Genomic DNA, 18,213 nt, shown 5'->3' with positions numbered 1-18,213 from the left:
GCTAAGTGCTAAGTGCTAACAAAATGTTTTAATAATTAAGCTGGCAGTGCCAGCTTTTTTGCGCTTATACGGATACTTTTCATAAATGTTCTAATGTACTTTCATTTAAAAAACGACTTAGCTTTCTCAGATTTAAACCCTCATTTATTTCTCATTCTTTTCTCTTTGTGCAATAAAATTTTAGTGAATTATTCACAAAGGTATTAAGGTTCGCTGCGCTTAAAGAGCTAGCCACGCAAATAGAACCGATTTGATTAATTATTGGCTAACCTTATCACTGCAGTGCCCTTCCTTTTAATACATAATCATTTTGACAGCGGTTACTAGCAACAATGCGGCGAAGATTTTTTTGACTAACGTGACTGGCAAGTGATGGGTGGCTTTGGCGCCTAACGGGGCGGTAAACCAGGATGCGCAAATAATACCGAATAACGCTGGTAAATACACAAATCCAGCAAATCCATCTTCTAGTGCAAAATGGCCGCTGCCTGAGCTGATGTAACCAATTGAACCAAATAATGCGATAACAATGCCGCATGCGGATGCACACCCTATGGCTTTTTTCATATCGACTGAGAAAAACGTTAACAATGGTACCAAAAGCGCGCCTCCGCCAATACCGATCATCGCAGACAAGCCGCCGGTGATCGTGGTCATAATGGTTAACACACTTTTATTGGGCATGCCACGCTCAACCGATGGCTCACGCTTGTTACTTACAAACATCTTTATCGCAATAAGTACCACTGTGATAGCAAACACTAAGCGAACAACCTGCTCAGGTAATAGTGCCGCTATAAAGCCACTGATAAGCGCCCCCAGTGCAACGCCCGTCATTACCCAAGGAGCAAGAGTCCATGGAACATTGCCATTTTTATGATGTGCGATTGCGGAAGACGTTGATGTAAATAATATTGATGCTAATGACGTTGCAATTGCGGCAATAACGACTTGCTCAGCTGGTAGAATTTCAAAATGCAGTAAAATAATACTCAACACAGGAACAATAACCAACCCGCCCCCAATACCTAGCAGCCCTGCTAAAAAACCTACGCCACAGCCAAGTAAGGCGCAGTATAAAATCAACATTATCAATTCACTCATTGCGTTATCTCTTATTATAATTTGGGAGCACTCATGCTAAATGAATGCGGTTCTATTTCCTATTGAGCTGCTATCACTCACCATATTGGCCGCGAGTATATCAATATAACTGATGTCTATTGATATATTTGGCTAAATTAAGCCCTGAATAATCCTCATGTTTTAGATGAAATAAATACAACTTACACATCTAGAAGTCTAAATGTCTGCATGGCCAAGTTGAAACTCTTTTTTTTCAAGTGCCACTTCAGATAATTTATAGCTAATGGCGTGCAATATTATTAGTTGATGAATACAGCTCATGTTTTAGGTGAAATTAAACCGTTTTTATTCATGTATCGATCCACGTATAAATAGCTCAACTCTTAGAGGCAACACAGTTTTACAGCGGTTTTAATTAAGCCATCAGGCACAAAAACTGTGAACATCACTTACGAGATCAGTAACGTTAATCCGCTCAAGAGCACAGCATAAACGCAGGTTTTAAATCAGATAATTGGATATAGATCACTATGACTAAAGATTTCACATTTACTATTAAGAGTATTTGTCTCGATGAAAATTATCATCCAGCAGCTAATACACGTATCACTACCAATTTTGCAAACTTGGCCAGAGGCAGTTATCGCCAAGCAAACTTACGCAACGCCTTAAAAATGATCGATAACCGTTTTAATGCCTTGGCGCAGTGGGATAACCCAAAAGCGGATCGTTATTCTGTAGAGCTTGAAATCATCTCTGTTGATATGGATATTGCTGGCAGTGGTAATAGCTTTCCATCGATTGAAATATTGAAAACAAATATTGTTGATCATCACACTAACAAACGCATTGAAGGCATTGTAGGAAATAATTTTTCCTCCTATGTGCGCGACTATGATTTTAGTGTATTACTGCAAGAACATAATAAAGATCAGCCTAAATTTAGTATTCCTGATAACTTTGGCGAGCTGCATGGCAAACTATTTAAATATTTTATTAGTTCTGACAGCTACAAAAAGCACTTTAAAAAGCCGCCAGTAATATGCCTAAGTGTTTCGGATAACAAGACCTATCATCGTACTGAAAATCAGCACCCTGCGTTAGGTGTTGAATATCAGCCAAATGAACCGTCTTTGACTGAGCAATATTTCAAAAAAATGGGCTTGCAGGTGCGTTATTTTATGCCGCCAAATAGTGTAGCGCCCTTAGCCTTTTATTTTGTTGGTGATTTGCTAAATGATTACACTCATCTTGAGCTTATTAGCACTATTAGCACTATGGAGACATTTCAAAAAATCTACCGACCAGAGATCTATAATGCCAATGCGACTGCGGGGAAATCATATCAACCAAATTTGAAGAACCTAGATCATTCACTCACGCAAATTGTTTATGACCGTGAAGAGCGCAGTAAATTGGCGAATGAACAGGGGAAATTTGCTGAGCAGCACTTCATCAAGCCATATCAAACAGTGCTTGAGCAATGGTCTGCTAATTACGCGTAATAGCGAGTTCAATCGTTAGATTCAATCGCAACTTAAAAAGTTAACCCAAATAAATGGCATTATTTATTATGAAAACATCTATTAGCAAAACAATATTACCGACTTCAACTGCAGGCAGCTTACCTAAACCTTCATGGCTTGCAGAGCCAGAGACTCTTTGGTCACCTTGGAAACTTCAAGGTGATGAATTAATTGACGGCAAACACGATGCATTACGGATCTCTCTGCAAGAGCAACAACGCGCAGGTATTGATATTGTCAGTGATGGCGAGCAAACACGCCAACACTTTGTTACCACATTTATTGAGCACCTTAACGGTGTAGATTTTGAAAACCGTAAAACGGTGAGAATTCGTGACCGCTATGATGCCAGTGTACCGACAGTCATTGGACCTGTTAGTCGTATAAAACCGGTTTTTGTTGATGATGCTAAGTTTTTACGCAGCCAAACCAAAAAACCGATCAAATGGGCGCTACCAGGTCCTATGACTATGATAGATACACTTTATGATGACCATTATAAAAGCCGCGAACAGCTCGCTTGGGAATTTGCCAAAATTCTTAATCAAGAAGCCAAAGAACTAGAAGCTGCGGGGGTTGATATCATTCAATTTGATGAGCCTGCATTTAACGTGTTTTTTGATGAGGTAAATGATTGGGGAATTGCGTGTTTAGAAAAAGCCATTGAAGGCCTTAAATGCGAAACGGCCGTACATATTTGTTATGGTTATGGCATCAAAGCCAATACAGATTGGAAAAAAACGTTAGGCTCAGAATGGCGACAATACGAAGAAGCATTTCCAAAACTGCAGCAATCTAATATTGATATTATCTCATTAGAATGTCACAACTCTCATGTACCAATGGAACTACTTGAACTTATTCGCGGTAAAAAAGTAATGGTTGGCGCCATTGACGTTGCCACCAATACCATAGAAACACCTGAAGAAGTGGCAAATACGCTACGTAAAGCACTGCAGTTTGTCGATGCTGACAAGCTCTACCCGTGTACTAACTGTGGTATGGCCCCCCTACCTCGCGCAGTTGCAAGAGGTAAGCTCAATGCGTTAACCGCTGGCGCAGAGATTATTAGAAAAGAGCTGGCTCAAAGTAATTAAAATCTAATTTATTTCATGAGGTGGAGTAACCACCTCGTCCTAATTTATTTTCAACAATTACACTTACTACAAATACAATAAGCCTATATACACATAAAGTATTTAATACCCGCGCTTTTGCCAAAACTCAATTTCTGACATGGACTCTTGTTCAAACACTGAAAATGTTTTATCGGCAATCAGTTTACCGTTTAGCTCTATGGTCATGCGCCAGTCACCTATTTTATTGCTGATAGGTTGCCACAAGGTATCACCTAAGTAAAAGTGCCAGTCATTGTCTTTAACGTATTCAAAGCCGTAAAATGGTGGCATTACCTCACCATCAGCATCCGGTATGTCAGGATGATAAATACAATAATGAAGCTTTTCGCCTTTGGCTTTTTTAATATTAATGATAAAACCAAACTCCACATCGAGTTGTGCGGGTACTTTTGTGGTAAATGCTTGAATTTGCGGTAAGGCTTTTGATGATGAATCCCACTTTGTATAAATACCAAAGCTTTGCATAGTGATTGCGGGCTGAGTTTTTGCCATTATTTATCCTTTTTTTGATGCATTAGTTTAACGTATTTACACGGCAAAATTAAGCGCCAAAACGTTTAGGATCTTTAGGATAGAAAAAATCAGGCTGGCGATCACACAAGGCAAACTCACGGGTATTTTTGTAAGGTAGTTTCATAAACCCGGCAACCCCCACATCAGTAATGCTCACCGCATATTGCATCAACTTATTAAGCAAGCGCTTAAACTGTGCTTCTTTAGTGCCATCTAACAAACGATAGTAATGATGTATTTTCATTCTATCTGGTAAAGCTTCAAAAATAATGCAGCCGGTATGATGTATTTGGTTTAACTCAAATACGCATTTGATCACTTTTTTAGGTAGCTGCAGTTGCTCGTCCGGATCTTTACCGTCTTCAAAATAAGAATGTGGTCGGGTGACTTCTGAGCTTTTTAAATTCATTACCTCATAGTCAAGCTCTGGAAGTTGTTCAAACTTAAATGCCCCTGTGCCATCACGCTCCAGTTGAATGGTCTTTCTTGCATCAAATAAACAACACTTAAATAAGCCTTTTTGATGAATGCCTTGTGCCAACATCACGGTATTATTAACCGCTTGGGTAAAAGCATGGCCTAAACTTTCATCATGCATGATCAGTGATGATTCAACGAACAGTGATTCCTCTTTCCAATGAAAGCTTAAGCCCCCTACTACTGGGTATTTTGCTAATCGGCTGATAGAGGCTAAAAATGCTTTTTCAGTATCACCGGTATCAAACAGGAATTCTTTATAATACCGGTCCAATTGAGCGTCATTTACATCAAGCAGTTGTTGATTGAGGTCGGCTTGGCGTAAAAATTGTTTACGTGAACTATAAACCACAGTATCAGGTAGTTCGTCATCGTTACCAAACCAAAATGGAATATTGGCTCGCACATCTTCAGCTAAATTGAGCTCTGGTAAATATGCTTTTGCCATAGCAGGCATATTACGCATAAAGTAATCACCCGCCCCGTCTCTTGTAATTTTATTTTTAGAGAGCATACCGTCAATCACTTTTGCAAGCTCCATAGGGAGCCCTAGTGAACTGGCTGGGATCACTTGCGCGCCAAATCGGCATGACTGTGCAGAAGCCAGTGCGTATAAGGTGGACGCCACGCCTTGCTCATCAAAACGCGGCGATGATTTAGCACCTGACATTTGCTCATCACCAATAAAATACACATCCCCCATCCGCGCATTGGTGGTACTTAAATCGCCAGACATTAAATCCATAAAGTTACTGGTGATTGGCTCGCCATTACTGTCTATTTGGGCATACACCGAGCTGCCCCAGTCCACCAGCGATAAGCCTTGGGTATGTTCATCCCACACTAGATTAGAGGGCTTGATATCGCCATGCACAATCGGTTGTGGCGTTATGCCATTTTGCTGAGTGCGTAGGTCTATTAATACATTACGTAGTTTTAGCGCTAAACTGGCGATTGCTGCTGCGCTAAAGCGGCCTTTTTTAAGTGATACTTTTTCTAAGTCTTCGCCCAGCGCGCGGGCCATCATTAAAATGCCCTGCTTTTTTATCCGTTCAAAAGCATAAAACTTAGGCACTAATGGGTTATCAACTTGCGAGAGCATATACGCTTCGTCCTCAAGTCGATCACGTACACTTTGCGCCAAGGTGATACGTGAAAATTTAAACACCCAAGGAAGTTTACGCTCATCTAAACCCGCAAATACAAATCCAAAAGCACCCGAGCCAATCATTTCAACCTGGCTGTAGCCTAAATTAGTGAGTTGCTTAATACAGATATTCAACCATTGGCGATGTTTTTTGGCGTCATGGTGCGAAAGCAAATAGACCGACTGCTCTTCATTGATATAAAAATTGCGGATTGCTTTGGTTTTCACTGCGAGGTCTCAACGTATTCTAAAAAATGTAAGGGATAAGGGTGAAGCTAGCTTATTGATTATTAATTTTTTAGTTCTAAATTTCTAGTCATTTAGCCTCAGCTTAGCGTGTCCTGACATTTTGCGCAAAAAAAGTGTAAAAAGGCAATGTGTGTTAAAAAAATAATGCACCCAACTCACTAAACGACAAGTGATACTCCTTATTCATGGTAATTACTTAGTTAGATATTACAGACTTTCTGATTGGTAAAATAAAAGAAAAAAAGCCGCGTGATCAGTAAACTGATCACAACAGCTTTTAACAACCAGAATCGTTATAAATTAGAGTGCTTGTTCAAGCTCTGGTAGCACATCAAATAAATCTGCTACTAAACCATAATCTGCCACTTGGAAGATTGGCGCATCGGGATCTTTATTGATAGCCACAATCACTTTAGAGTCTTTCATACCCGCTAAGTGCTGAATTGCGCCACTAATGCCTACGGCAATATATAAGTTAGGCGCAACGATCTTACCGGTTTGACCCACTTGCATATCGTTTGGCACAAAGCCTGCGTCAACCGCAGCACGAGACGCACCAATTGCCGCGCCTAGTTTATCGGCAATACCATTAAGTAATGAAAAGTTCTCGCCATTTTGCATACCGCGTCCACCTGATATAACCACTTGCGCAGCAGTTAACTCTGGGCGCTCAGATTCGGTTTGCTCAACACTTACAAATGCGCTTAATTCACTGCTAAACACAGAATCAACAACACGACTCTCAGCGGGAGCTTGCTCACCTTGCAGATCAAAGCTACTTGCACGAACGGTGATCACTTTTTTGCTATCCAGTGATTTTACAGTTGCGATGGCATTACCTGCATAGATTGGACGTTTAAATGTATCAGCGTCAACCACATCAATGATTTCTGAAATTTGTGCAACATCAAGTAATGCGGCAACACGTGGCATGAAATTTTTGCCCGTTGTAGTGGCACTAGCAACAAGATGCGAATAATCTGGCGCAAGCGATAACACTAAATCTGCGATGTTTTCAGCTAACTGATGCGCATACTCACTATGATCAGCCACCAGCACGGTGTTTACACCTGCAATACTGGCCACTATTTCACTCATTGGTGCTACGTTTTCACCAGCAATTAGTACATCAACAGCAAAACCAAGCTTTAATGCTGCGTTTATGGTTTTAGAAGTTTCAGGCTTTAAACTGCCATTGTCATGATCTGCTATAACTAATGTTTTCATTTAAATCACCTTCGCTTGTGTTTTTAATAAATCAACTAACTGGGCTACATCATCAACAATGATACCGCCACTGCGTTTTGCAGGTTCATGTACCGCAACAAGTTCGATACGCGGGGTTAAGTCTACACCTAAGCTATCAGCTGCAATTACCTCAAGTGGTTTACGTTTGGCTTTCATAATATTTGGCAATGATGCATAACGGGGTTCATTCAAACGTAAGTCTGTTGTGACTACGGCCGGTAACTTTAATGCCACTGTTTGTAAACCGCCATCAACTTCACGCGTCACATTAACAGTGCCATTTGCTATGTCGACCTTTGATGCAAACGTACCTTGCCCGCGCCCAGTAAGAGCCGCCAGCATTTGACCTGTTTGATTGTTATCTGAATCAATCGACTGTTTACCTAAAATCACCAGTTCAGGGGCTTCTTGCTCGACGATTTTAGCAAGCAGCTTTGCAACGTGCAGTGATTCTAATTTTTCGTCAGTCTCAATATGAATCGCTTTATCGGCGCCCAGTGCCAGAGCTGTACGTAATTGTTCTTGAGATGCTTTAGCACCAATGGTTACAGCAATCACTTCAGTGGCAGTGCCCGCCTCTTTTAAGCGGATAGCTTCTTCAATGGCAATTTCGCAAAATGGGTTAAGTGCCATTTTCACATTAGTTAGATCAACGTCGCTATTATCTGCTTTAACGCGTGCTTTTACGTTGTAGTCGATAACTCTTTTTATTGGAACGAGAACTTTCATAGGAACTCCATAATTATTTAAACCTACAAGCTAACGTGTACGTCAACCTATTTATTTTATGAAATCAGACTACTTCCTGTTGACGTAAACGTCAACCTAAAATAACCTTAAACTATTCATCGCCTGTAACGTTTCATTTGCAAGTATGAAATTGCCCTCGTAAAGGCACAGGTCCGTCACATAAAAGAGGTTAATATGGTCGAACGCGAAACCATGGAATTTGATGTCGTTATTGTCGGCGCAGGCCCTGCAGGCTTAGCTACCGCCATACGATTAGCGCAACAAGCACAAGAAAAACAACAAGAGTGCATGATCTGCGTGGTTGAAAAAGGCTCCGAAGTGGGCGCCCATATATTATCGGGCGCAGTATTTGAAACCACCGCTTTGGACGAGTTACTGCCCAATTGGCAAGAACTTGGCGCACCAGTGACCACTAAAGTAACCAGTGATGAAATATATTGGTTTAATAATGACAGCAAAGCCACCGCTATCCCTCACTTTGCCGCACCTAAAACATTTCATAATTCTGATAACTATATTGTCTCTATGGGTAATGTATGCCGCTGGCTTGCAGAGCAAGCAGAAAACCTAGGGGTTGAGATTTTCCCAGGTTTTAGCGCACACTCACTGATTATTGAAGATGACACAGTAAAAGGCATTATTACCGGCGATATGGGCCTTGATAGCAATGGCAATGAAAAAGATGGCTTTATGCCTGGCATGGAACTTCGTGCTAAATACACTGTATTTGCTGAAGGTTGTCGTGGTCACTTAGGTAAACAGCTGATCACTCAATTTGCACTTGATCAAGATGCCTCACCGCAACATTATGGTTTAGGCTTTAAAGAAATTTGGCAAATCGATCCTGCTAAACACAAGCAAGGCACGGTAGTTCATGGCACCGGTTGGCCCTTAAGTGCAGATACTAACGGTGGTGCGTTTATGTACCACAGTGATAATAATCAAGTTGTAGTCGGCTTAATTGTTGATTTAAATTACTCAAACCCGCATTTAAGCCCGTTTGATGAATTTCAGCGCATGAAACACCACCCAATCTTTAAAGATGTATTAGCCGGTGGTGAACGTATTGCTTATGGCGCTCGTGCGATTGCAAAAGGTGGCTTACACTCATTACCAAAAATGCACTTCCCGGGTGGTTTGTTGGTCGGCTGTGATGCTGGCACCTTGAATTTTGCCAAAATCAAAGGCAACCACACAGCGATGAAGTCAGGTATGATTGCCGCTGAGGTGATCTTTAGCGCGCTTACAAACGAGCAACAGCATACTGACTTAGTTGACTACAGCGAAGCATTTAAACAAAGCTGGGCTTATAAAGAGCTATACCAATCACGTAACTTTGGCCCTGTGATGCATAAGCTAGGAAAATTTCTTGGTGGTGCGTATAACACCCTTGATCAAAATATTTTTGCAGGGGCATTACCTTTTACTTTTAAAGATAATATCCCAGATCACGCAACGCTAGTTGATAAAAATCAGGCCAGTGTCATTAATTACCCGAAGCCTGATGGTCAACTCAGCTTTGATAAATTATCTTCGGTGTTTTTATCAAATACCAATCATGAAGAATCTCAGCCGTGTCATTTAAAACTAAAAAATAGCGCTATTCCTATCGATGTTAACTTAGTTAAATTTGACGAGCCTGCTCAGCGCTATTGCCCGGCGGGTGTGTATGAGATACAGCAAATTGCCGGCAAAGACGAGTTTGTGATCAATGCACAAAACTGCGTGCATTGTAAAACCTGCGATATTAAAGATCCGAGCCAAAACATCACCTGGGTAACACCTGAGGGAGCCGGTGGTCCCAACTACCCAAATATGTAATCTAAATACAATTAAAGCGCTTGATACAGCGTAAAAATAATATTTTACATATAAGTTATAAACCTATCCTAAATTGCAGGGGCTTCGGCCCCTTTTTTGCGCTATGCTAATAAGAATTATATATGAGTGAGATATTTTTATGCCGTCGTCTAATGTTGTATTCCGTTTTTTAGCAGAGCCCACCGATGTGAATTTTGGCGGGAAGGTTCATGGCGGTGTCGTCATGAAGTGGATTGACCAAGCAGGTTATGCCTGCGCTGCTGGTTGGAGTGGTCATTACTGTGTCACTGTATCTGTCGCTGGGGTTAAATTTCGTCGCCCAATTCTAGTTGGTCAAATTGTTGAAGTTGAAGCTAAAATTGCCCACACTGGCAAAACCAGTATGCAAATCTTTATACAAGTTCGCTGTGGCGATCCGAAAACGCGTAATTTAGTTGAGACTAACCACTGTGTAATTAGCTTTGTTGCCATGGACGAAACAGGTTACCCCGTAGCAGTGCCAGAATACATCGCAGTGAGTAATGAAGACAAAAAATTAGAAAACTACGCAATTAAGATGAAAGAGATTGCCATAGAAACTGAAACTTTATTGCATAAATCAGAACCCTGATCACCTAAACTATCTATCTGTAAAAGCTACATCCTAGTCAGAAATATTTTCTCCAGCCAAACTGAACGAGCGTTTAAATAGCGCTCATTGGTATACTTTATATGCTATAAAAGACTATAACTGGCTGTTTTTAAGCCAAATTAATCATGGCACGCACCATGCAATATTAAAATTAACCGGTAATTTAAAGGTTATATTTTTATTTTGTAAAGGAGCTATTAAATGATTAAATCAATTTCACTTTCTGCTATCTCATTAGCATTGTTAGGTTTTAATACTGCAGCTAGTGCAGAAACAACAAACATGGATTACCCTCGCGTATATACAGGTATTGGCTATGGTCAATACTCATTCAAATTTGAAGACTCTGATGACGACATCGATTTTGATGATGATTCACAAATGCTTAAGGGTTACGTTGGTACGCAATTTAATAAGTATTTAAGTTTAGAGCTTGCCTATCAAAACTTTGATGAAGTAAGCGATATTGATAGCTATGCTGAAGTTGATGGTGTGTCTTTGGCCGCACGGTTAGCTGCCCCTATTACGGATAGCTTCTCTGTCTATGCTAAAGGTGGTTGGCTAGAATGGGATGCTGAGGTAACCAGCGACCTTCCTGCTATTGGTAAGATATCAGCAGATCAAAGTGGAGGCGATGTATTTTATGGTGCAGGTATCGAGTACGCATTCACCACCAACATGCAGGTACGCTTTGAGTATGAACGCTATGAACTAAAAGATGAAATTGATCCAGAAATGGATGTAGCATCGGTTTCATTCCAATATATGTTCTAAGAAATGCTTAACCTATTTTGAGGTTATTTAGCAGTAAAAGGCAGCTTCGAGCTGCCTTTTTTGTTGTTAGCGGTTAGAATATCGTATCTTTAACAGTAATTGAGTTTCATGAGCGATTTTCAACTAACGGCTATTGGCCATATTCAATCTCCTTATAAACAAAAGTTCGCCATTCCTCGCCAACCGCGTTTAGTTCCACAAGCAAAAGCTAAGTTGGTATTTGCTGCTGATTTTAACCGTGAAGAATTTGTTCGTGGTTTAGATGAATTTAGCCATATTTGGTTATTGTTTCGCTTTCATGAAACTGCAGATAAAGGCTACTCAGCCATGGTTAGACCACCGCGTTTAGGCGGTAATGAGCGCAAAGGCGTATTCGCCACACGCGCGACCTTTAGACCCAATGCCATAGGCATGAGTGCCGTCAAACTTGAAGGCATAGAGTATAAAAATGGCCAGCTGTGTTTATTATTGGCAGGCATAGATTTACTTGATGGCACCCCGATTTTAGACATCAAACCATATTTACCTTATTCAGATGCCATGGTTGATGCCACTGCAGGCTTTGCTGACACGCGCCCAGAAACGCAAATGACCGTTGAGTTTAGCCCGCAAGTGCAGGCGTTTATTGAACAGCAAACCAACTTCCCACAGTTGCATGACTTTATTAGTAATGTACTTAAGCAAGATCCTCGCCCTGCCTATAAAAAGCAAAAAGAGGGTGAACAAAGTTATGGAATGACCTTGTATGATTTTAATATCCGTTGGCAAGTAAACGACGAGCATAACTATGTCACTAGCATAGAAAAAAGTTAGAAAAACACACTTAGCGCTTTAGTGTAAAAGCAACCGCTGCTAAACTGAGTGCCCAATTGAAATAATAATTTTATAACTATCGGAATAAACATGCGTACCAGTCAATATATACTCGCAACACTTAAAGAAACGCCATCAGATGCTGAAATTGTATCGCATCAATTAATGTTAAGAGCGGGCATGATCCGTCGCGTCGCGTCGGGCCTATATACTTGGTTACCCTCTGGATTACGCGTGTTACGAAAAGTCGAAAACATTGTGCGTGAAGAAATGGACAAATCAGGTGCAATCGAAATGTTGATGCCTGTTATTCAACCTGCGGATCTATGGGAAGAGTCTGGCCGTTGGGAGCAGTTTGGCCCAGAACTTATGCGTTTTACTGACCGTCACAATCGTACTTTCGCGTTAGGACCAACCCATGAAGAAGTGATCACTGACTTTGTTCGTAAAGAAGTAAGTTCGTATAAACAATTACCGCTTACTTTGTATCAAGTACAAACAAAAGTGCGCGACGAACGTCGTCCTCGTTTTGGGGTTATGCGCGCGCGTGAATTTACTATGAAAGATGCCTATTCATTTCATTTAAGTGAAGAATGTTTAGATGCAACTTATCAAGTAATGCACAAAGCATACTGTAATATATTCGATCGCTTAGGCCTTGATTACCGTCCTGTTATTGCTGATACCGGCTCTATAGGTGGTAGTGTATCTCATGAATTTCATGTGTTAGCTGAATCAGGTGAAGATGCTATCGCCTTTAGTGATAAAAGTGACTACGCAGCAAACATCGAAAAAGCAGAAGCATTAGCGCCAAGTGAAGCGCGCCCTGCTGCCGCAAAAGAATTAAAAGCATTCCCAACGCCTGATGCGAAAACTATCGACGAGCTAAAGAAACACTATGGTGTTAAACCTCATCGCAGTGTTAAAACACTGATTGTTTACGGCGCGCCAAATGAAGATGGTCAACGTGGTTTAGTTGCATTAGTAATACGTGGCGATCATGAGCTTAACGAACTTAAAGCTGAAAAACATCCATTAGTAGATTCTCCACTGGAAATGGCAAACGAGGCTGACATAATTGCAGCCATTGGTGCTAAACCGGGTTCATTAGGCCCTGTTGGCTTAATCATGCCAATTTTAGTAGACCGTACAGCCAACGTAATGGCTGATTTTGTAGCCGGTGCTAACAAAGATGACGAGCATTACAGCGGTATTAACTGGGATCGCGATGTAACTGAGTATGAAGTTGCTGATCTACGTAATATTGTCGAAGGTGATCCTAGTCCATGTGGTAATGGTACTTTACATATTAAACGCGGTATTGAAGTTGGCCATATCTTCCAGCTTGGTACTAAGTACTCAGAAGCGATGAAAGCGGGAGTATTAAACGAAAGCGGTAAAAACCAAATAATGACTATGGGTTGTTATGGTATTGGTGTATCGCGTATTGTCGCAGCGGCTATTGAACAAAATAATGATCAATACGGTATTATTTGGCCACAGCCAATCGCCCCGTTCGATTTAGCTATTGTGCCAATGAATATGCATAAATCGCATCGTATACCAGATATCGCTAATAACCTTTACGACGGTTTAAAAGCCGCAGGCTTAGACGTGTTATTTGATGACCGTAAAGAGCGCCCAGGTGTGATGTTTAACGACATGGAATTACTCGGTGTACCTTTCACGTTGGTAATTGGTGAGCGTAATCTTGATGAAAACAAGGTTGAGCTGAAAAATCGCCGTACCGGTGAAAAACTAATGATAGATATTGATAGCGCTGTTGAAGCAATCAAAGCGGCCATGAACGCTTAATCATCAGCACCCTCTGTAACAAAAAAACCGCGAAATGCGGTTTTTTTGTTTTTGCACGATCATTAATTGTCATAGATGTTTCGTCAAACAGTCTTATAAACGTCATTCAAGTTGCTTAACTTTGTTGTTATTACACCGTGAGTAACCTCCTATGCACGACATCGAAAAAAGTGATAAAAAGTACTACCCAGCCGTTTGGATCTCCGATGTACATTTAGGCTATAAAGATTGTCGAGCAGATTACCTACTCGACTTTTTAAATAGTATTGAGTGCGATACCCTTTATCTAGTGGGTGACATCGTCGATTTATGGTCTATGAAGCGAAGTTTTTATTGGCACCCTAGTCACTATCAAGTATTAGCCTGTATTCAAGCCAAAGCAGTTCAAGGTACTCGAGTGATTTATATTCCCGGCAATCACGATGAAACATTCCGGCACTACGTCAATAACAGCCTATTTGGTATTGAAGTCCACCAGCAGTTTATTCACACAACCAAAGCCAACAAACGATTTCTTCTGGTTCACGGTGATGATTTTGACTCAGCAACTCGGTATAACAAACTGATCAGTATTGCCGGTGATGCAGGTTATGACTTTTTACTATTTTTAAATCGCTGGACTAATCGTATTCGACGCCTATATGGTGGTAACTATTGGTCACTTGCTGCTTGGATAAAAGCCCGCGTTCATAAAGCGCGTGAAGCAATAGAGGCATTTGAAAATGCTGCTATTCATGAGGCTAAAAAGCAAGGCGTAGACGGTATTATTTGCGGTCACATTCATCACCCACAACTCAAAGTCGTTGATGGCATTGTTTACTGTAATGATGGCGATTGGATAGAAAGTTGTACCGCAGTAGTAGAGCAAGAAAATGGTCGTATCGAATTGCTACACTGGTCTGACACTCAAACAGTGATTAATTCTGCTGATATTACCAAACTTAATCAAAATCTTGGTGGACCAAAGGCTAAACCTGAAAAATCAGTAGCTTAAAATTTAGACTGTGTGGTTTATTTTAACCACATAGCTAATTTGTCTTTCAAAACTTTTGGCTTTATGGGTTTGGTAATATAATCATTCATACCAGCTGTAATACAGCGTTCTCTGTCACCTGCCATAGCGCTGGCAGTCATAGCGATAATAGGCACTTTCGCATAGTCAGCACCAGCTTTGTTGCTGCGAATTGCAGAGGTCGTGTCATAGCCATTGAGGTTTGGCATTTGGCAATCCATAAAAATCAGATCAAATAAAGCTGTTTGCTCTGTATTTAATATTTCTAGTGCATCGAGGCCATCGCTGGCACATACAATAGTGACACCGGTATTTTTTAATATTGCTTTGGCAACTTCAAGGTTGATCATATTATCATCAACCAATAACACCTTAAAATTTGAGAAATCGTATTCAACATATTCTGTTTGCTCACTACCTTGGCTAGCAACCAAAAAACTATTATTAACACCAAACAAACTTGCTAACTTAAAACTAAATTGATCTTGAGTAAGCGGCTTATTAAGTACATGGCAATTTTCAGGCACCTGCTCTTTGGCTTTTTTACTAAGCAATAAATCACGCAAAATTAATACATATTTTTTATTCTGCTTATTACATAAATTAATCAGTGTTTGTAAGTATGGGTGATCATTATCAACAACCAGTAAATCAACTTTTAACTCTTGATATTGTGCTTGGTAGTCAAATCGTTGAATATTATTGGCCGCTACTTGGCAATTTTTAATCAATAAATTAGTGACATTGTTATATACACTGTCGCTATCTATCAGCACGCCAACCTGAATATCTTTTGCCAACTCAACGGCTGTATTGAGCTTTTTCTCAGCTGCAATATGTAATTGCACTTGCGCTGTAAAACAGCTCCCTTTGCCTTTTTCACTGGTGACGCTAATATCACCGCCCATCAATTGCGCCAACTTACGACAAATTGATAAACCAAGCCCAGTACCACCAAAGTGGCGAGTGGTACTGGTGTCCTCTTGGGTAAAGGCCTCAAACAACTTATCGATATTTTTTTCAGCAATGCCGATGCCTGAATCTTCAATAACAAAGCTCATTAATAACTTTTCTTCAGTAAGATACTGACATCCAAGAGTCAAACTGACTTCACCTTGATGGGTAAATTTGAATGCATTATTAAGTAAGTTTATTAATATTTGTTTTAATCGGTGGCTATCTCCTACTAACATACGATCAATAACTTTATCGGTATGCAAAAACACTTCTAAGCCTTTACGCTGGGCTTGTAATGCCATAGAGGTGATCATATCACTGCATACAGTAATCACATCAAAACTGTGATTATCAATATCAAGTTTACCTGCTTCTATTTTTGAAAAATCCAAGATGTCATTAATTAATGTCATTAATGAGTTAGCGCTGCTATTGGCCAGCTCTAGGTATTGCTGTTGCTGTTGCGTTAGTGTGTCTTCTTTGAGCATTTCCAGCATCCCTAATACACCATTCATAGGGGTACGTATTTCATGGGAAATGTTAGCAATAAAATCACTTTTCGATTTACTGGCTGCCAACGCTTCTTCAATCGCACTTTCAAGTTCAGTTGTGCGTTGGCGAACCTTTTGCTCTAACGTACTATTGAGTTTTTCAAGCTCTACTTGAGTCTGTTTAAGTGAATTGATGTTTCGTAAAATCGCTGCAACCTGGTGGCGCTGGGTAAAAATATCAAACACGCTAGTAAGTGTAATTGAGTAAAAGTGTTGTTGATCCTGCGGATCAGTATACACGCCTTCAAATGATGGTTTTGACCCCTGCGCTATGGTTTCATCAATACATGAATTATCACTTTCAGCAAGCGTAAATAATTGCGTGAATTTGGTGTGATCAATAATGATATCAAAGAACTGCAACGCTGTTTTATTGGCATTACTGATAAGCCCATCCTCTTGTACTGTTAAGATTGCATCGAGGGAATTTTCAATAATCTTGTTATTACGCTCCTTCAAGGAGTGAAACTCTAATTTGCGGTTTATATACCTTTGGTATAACCACACTAATAACCACAAAGCAGTGAAAAGTGAAATAATTACCAGCACAAAATGATCACGACGCTTAGCAACGTCTTTTGCCAAAATATCGGTATTAATTGATACCGCAAGTTCAAGGGGCAACATGCTAATGTTATTTTCTAAACTAATACGTTGTTTTAAATAATAATGGCTTGGTAAATCATGAAAAGGTAAAGTCGCTTGGCTGCTCATATCTTGGCTTTGACTAAATACACTTGACCAAGTAATGTCTTGACCAAACTCAAAACCAAATCGCAGTTTAGGATCTGGGTGAAATAAAAACTGCTGCTGATCATTTAACAGATAAACATCAACCCCAGCAGGTGAACTAAAAGTAACACTATTAAATAACTCATCAGCAAAATAATTGGTTACTAATACAGCAAACACTGCTCCTTGTTTATTAAATACCGGCTTAGCAACTCGGTAGGTACTCACGTAGGGGATCTGAATTTGGCCATGCTCTCGATTATAGTTAATCGGTGATATATATACAGATTCACTATCTAACCTGCTGGCATTAAGCATGTAATCCCGCTGCCCTTTTTGTTGTAATAAGTCTCCCTCTAGGCGAACCAAAGCATCATTGATCCTATCAACACGGACAATTTCTTGACCATTATCAGCAAGGGTAATATATCTGGCTTGTAATAGCTGCGGGTCAGTGCGCATAAAGCCACTAAATATTTCAGCTAAGCGCGTTTGCCATATTGCGATGGGAGTATTTAATAGTGGATCAATAAGGTTATTTGCAGCGGCTCGGCTGATGCCACTGATAGGCGGTGTGGCATTTAAAAAGTTGATTGACGAAACACTGTCTTTTAAATGTCCTTTTAACATCAGTGCTTTTGTATCAAGCTCTTGCTGTAGTGTGGTTTGGGCAACCTGGTAAACATCTTTGCGTACTTTCAGCTCAAATATATATAAAGCAGGTATTGCGAGGATGAAAAAAAACAGCAATGCTAATAAAGAAAGTTTATTACTGCGAAATAAATTAAAAAATGTCAGTGAGTTGCGCATCAAAATTGCCAGTTTGCTTTCAAATACAAACTACATTATAGAGCAATTAAAAAGTTATCTCTGCGCTTTTTATCGATTCTTAGTTTTTCTAAGGAAACTATAGTAATAAAAAATGACGAGCTAGCCCGTCATTTTTATTATTTAACTAAGAGTATTGTAACA

14 protein-coding genes are annotated in these 18,213 nt (G+C 40.2%); 8 read left to right on the top strand and 6 right to left on the bottom strand.

Annotated elements, in window-relative coordinates; genetic code table 11:
• Window positions 1-294 precede the first annotated feature (294 nt).
• A complete protein-coding gene (locus H5158_RS01275; protein WP_182739274.1) occupies window positions 295-1,104 on the bottom strand; it encodes a sulfite exporter TauE/SafE family protein in 810 nt (269 codons plus the stop codon).
• 512 nt (window positions 1,105-1,616) lie between these two features.
• On the opposite strand from H5158_RS01275, the gene H5158_RS01270 reads away from it, so the two are divergent.
• Both H5158_RS01270 and H5158_RS01265 read left to right on the top strand, forming a co-directional pair.
• Window positions 1,617-2,591, top strand: coding sequence for a DUF1852 domain-containing protein (locus H5158_RS01270; protein WP_182717840.1), 975 nt, complete (start codon window positions 1,617-1,619; stop codon window positions 2,589-2,591).
• A gap of 68 nt (window positions 2,592-2,659) precedes the next feature.
• A complete protein-coding gene (locus H5158_RS01265) occupies window positions 2,660-3,709 on the top strand; it encodes a methionine synthase (RefSeq protein WP_182739273.1) in 1,050 nt (349 codons plus the stop codon).
• A 102-nt stretch (window positions 3,710-3,811) separates the two neighbouring features.
• On the opposite strand, the gene H5158_RS01260 is transcribed toward H5158_RS01265, so the two are convergent.
• From H5158_RS01260 to H5158_RS01245, 4 genes are all read right to left on the bottom strand, one after another.
• The gene (locus tag H5158_RS01260) at window positions 3,812-4,243 is read right to left on the bottom strand and encodes a DUF3859 domain-containing protein (RefSeq protein WP_182739272.1); all 432 of its coding nucleotides are present in this window, start codon (window positions 4,241-4,243) and stop codon (window positions 3,812-3,814) included.
• Between the two features lie 49 nt (window positions 4,244-4,292).
• Window positions 4,293-6,116, bottom strand: a complete 1,824-nt coding sequence (locus tag H5158_RS01255; protein ID WP_182739271.1) for a protein kinase domain-containing protein — start codon at window positions 6,114-6,116, stop codon at window positions 4,293-4,295.
• Window positions 6,117-6,437: 321 nt separating this feature from the next.
• The gene (locus tag H5158_RS01250; RefSeq protein ID WP_182717844.1) at window positions 6,438-7,364 is read right to left on the bottom strand and encodes an electron transfer flavoprotein subunit alpha/FixB family protein; all 927 of its coding nucleotides are present in this window, start codon (window positions 7,362-7,364) and stop codon (window positions 6,438-6,440) included.
• Window positions 7,365-8,114, bottom strand: a complete 750-nt coding sequence (locus H5158_RS01245; RefSeq protein ID WP_149981096.1) for an electron transfer flavoprotein subunit beta/FixA family protein — start codon at window positions 8,112-8,114, stop codon at window positions 7,365-7,367.
• 195 nt (window positions 8,115-8,309) lie between these two features.
• On the opposite strand from H5158_RS01245, the gene H5158_RS01240 reads away from it, so the two are divergent.
• From H5158_RS01240 to H5158_RS01215, 6 genes are all read left to right on the top strand, one after another.
• Entirely contained in the window at window positions 8,310-9,956 is a 1,647-nt protein-coding gene (locus tag H5158_RS01240) for an electron transfer flavoprotein-ubiquinone oxidoreductase (RefSeq protein WP_182717845.1), read from the top strand.
• Between the two features lie 139 nt (window positions 9,957-10,095).
• On the top strand, window positions 10,096-10,566 hold the full coding sequence (locus tag H5158_RS01235; protein ID WP_145233918.1) for an acyl-CoA thioesterase: 471 nt from the start codon (window positions 10,096-10,098) through the stop codon (window positions 10,564-10,566).
• Between the two features lie 222 nt (window positions 10,567-10,788).
• Window positions 10,789-11,361 (top strand): outer membrane beta-barrel protein, encoded by a 573-nt coding sequence (locus H5158_RS01230; RefSeq protein ID WP_182717846.1) that lies wholly within the window; start codon window positions 10,789-10,791, stop codon window positions 11,359-11,361.
• A 108-nt stretch (window positions 11,362-11,469) separates the two neighbouring features.
• Entirely contained in the window at window positions 11,470-12,174 is a 705-nt protein-coding gene (tsaA, locus tag H5158_RS01225; RefSeq protein WP_182717847.1) for a tRNA (N6-threonylcarbamoyladenosine(37)-N6)-methyltransferase TrmO, read from the top strand.
• A gap of 90 nt (window positions 12,175-12,264) precedes the next feature.
• Entirely contained in the window at window positions 12,265-13,989 is a 1,725-nt protein-coding gene (locus tag H5158_RS01220; protein WP_182717848.1) for a proline--tRNA ligase, read from the top strand.
• 151 nt (window positions 13,990-14,140) lie between these two features.
• Window positions 14,141-14,983, top strand: coding sequence for a UDP-2,3-diacylglucosamine diphosphatase (locus H5158_RS01215; protein WP_182739270.1), 843 nt, complete (start codon window positions 14,141-14,143; stop codon window positions 14,981-14,983).
• A gap of 17 nt (window positions 14,984-15,000) precedes the next feature.
• On the opposite strand, the gene H5158_RS01210 is transcribed toward H5158_RS01215, so the two are convergent.
• Window positions 15,001-18,051, bottom strand: a complete 3,051-nt coding sequence (locus tag H5158_RS01210) for an ATP-binding protein (protein WP_182739269.1) — start codon at window positions 18,049-18,051, stop codon at window positions 15,001-15,003.
• Between the last annotated feature and the right edge of the window lie 162 nt (window positions 18,052-18,213).

It is taken from the genome of Pseudoalteromonas sp. SR45-6, from assembly GCF_014163545.1.
Classification (GTDB): Bacteria; Pseudomonadota; Gammaproteobacteria; order Enterobacterales; family Alteromonadaceae; genus Pseudoalteromonas; species Pseudoalteromonas rhizosphaerae.
This window is presented reverse-complemented; position numbering and strand designations above follow the sequence as displayed.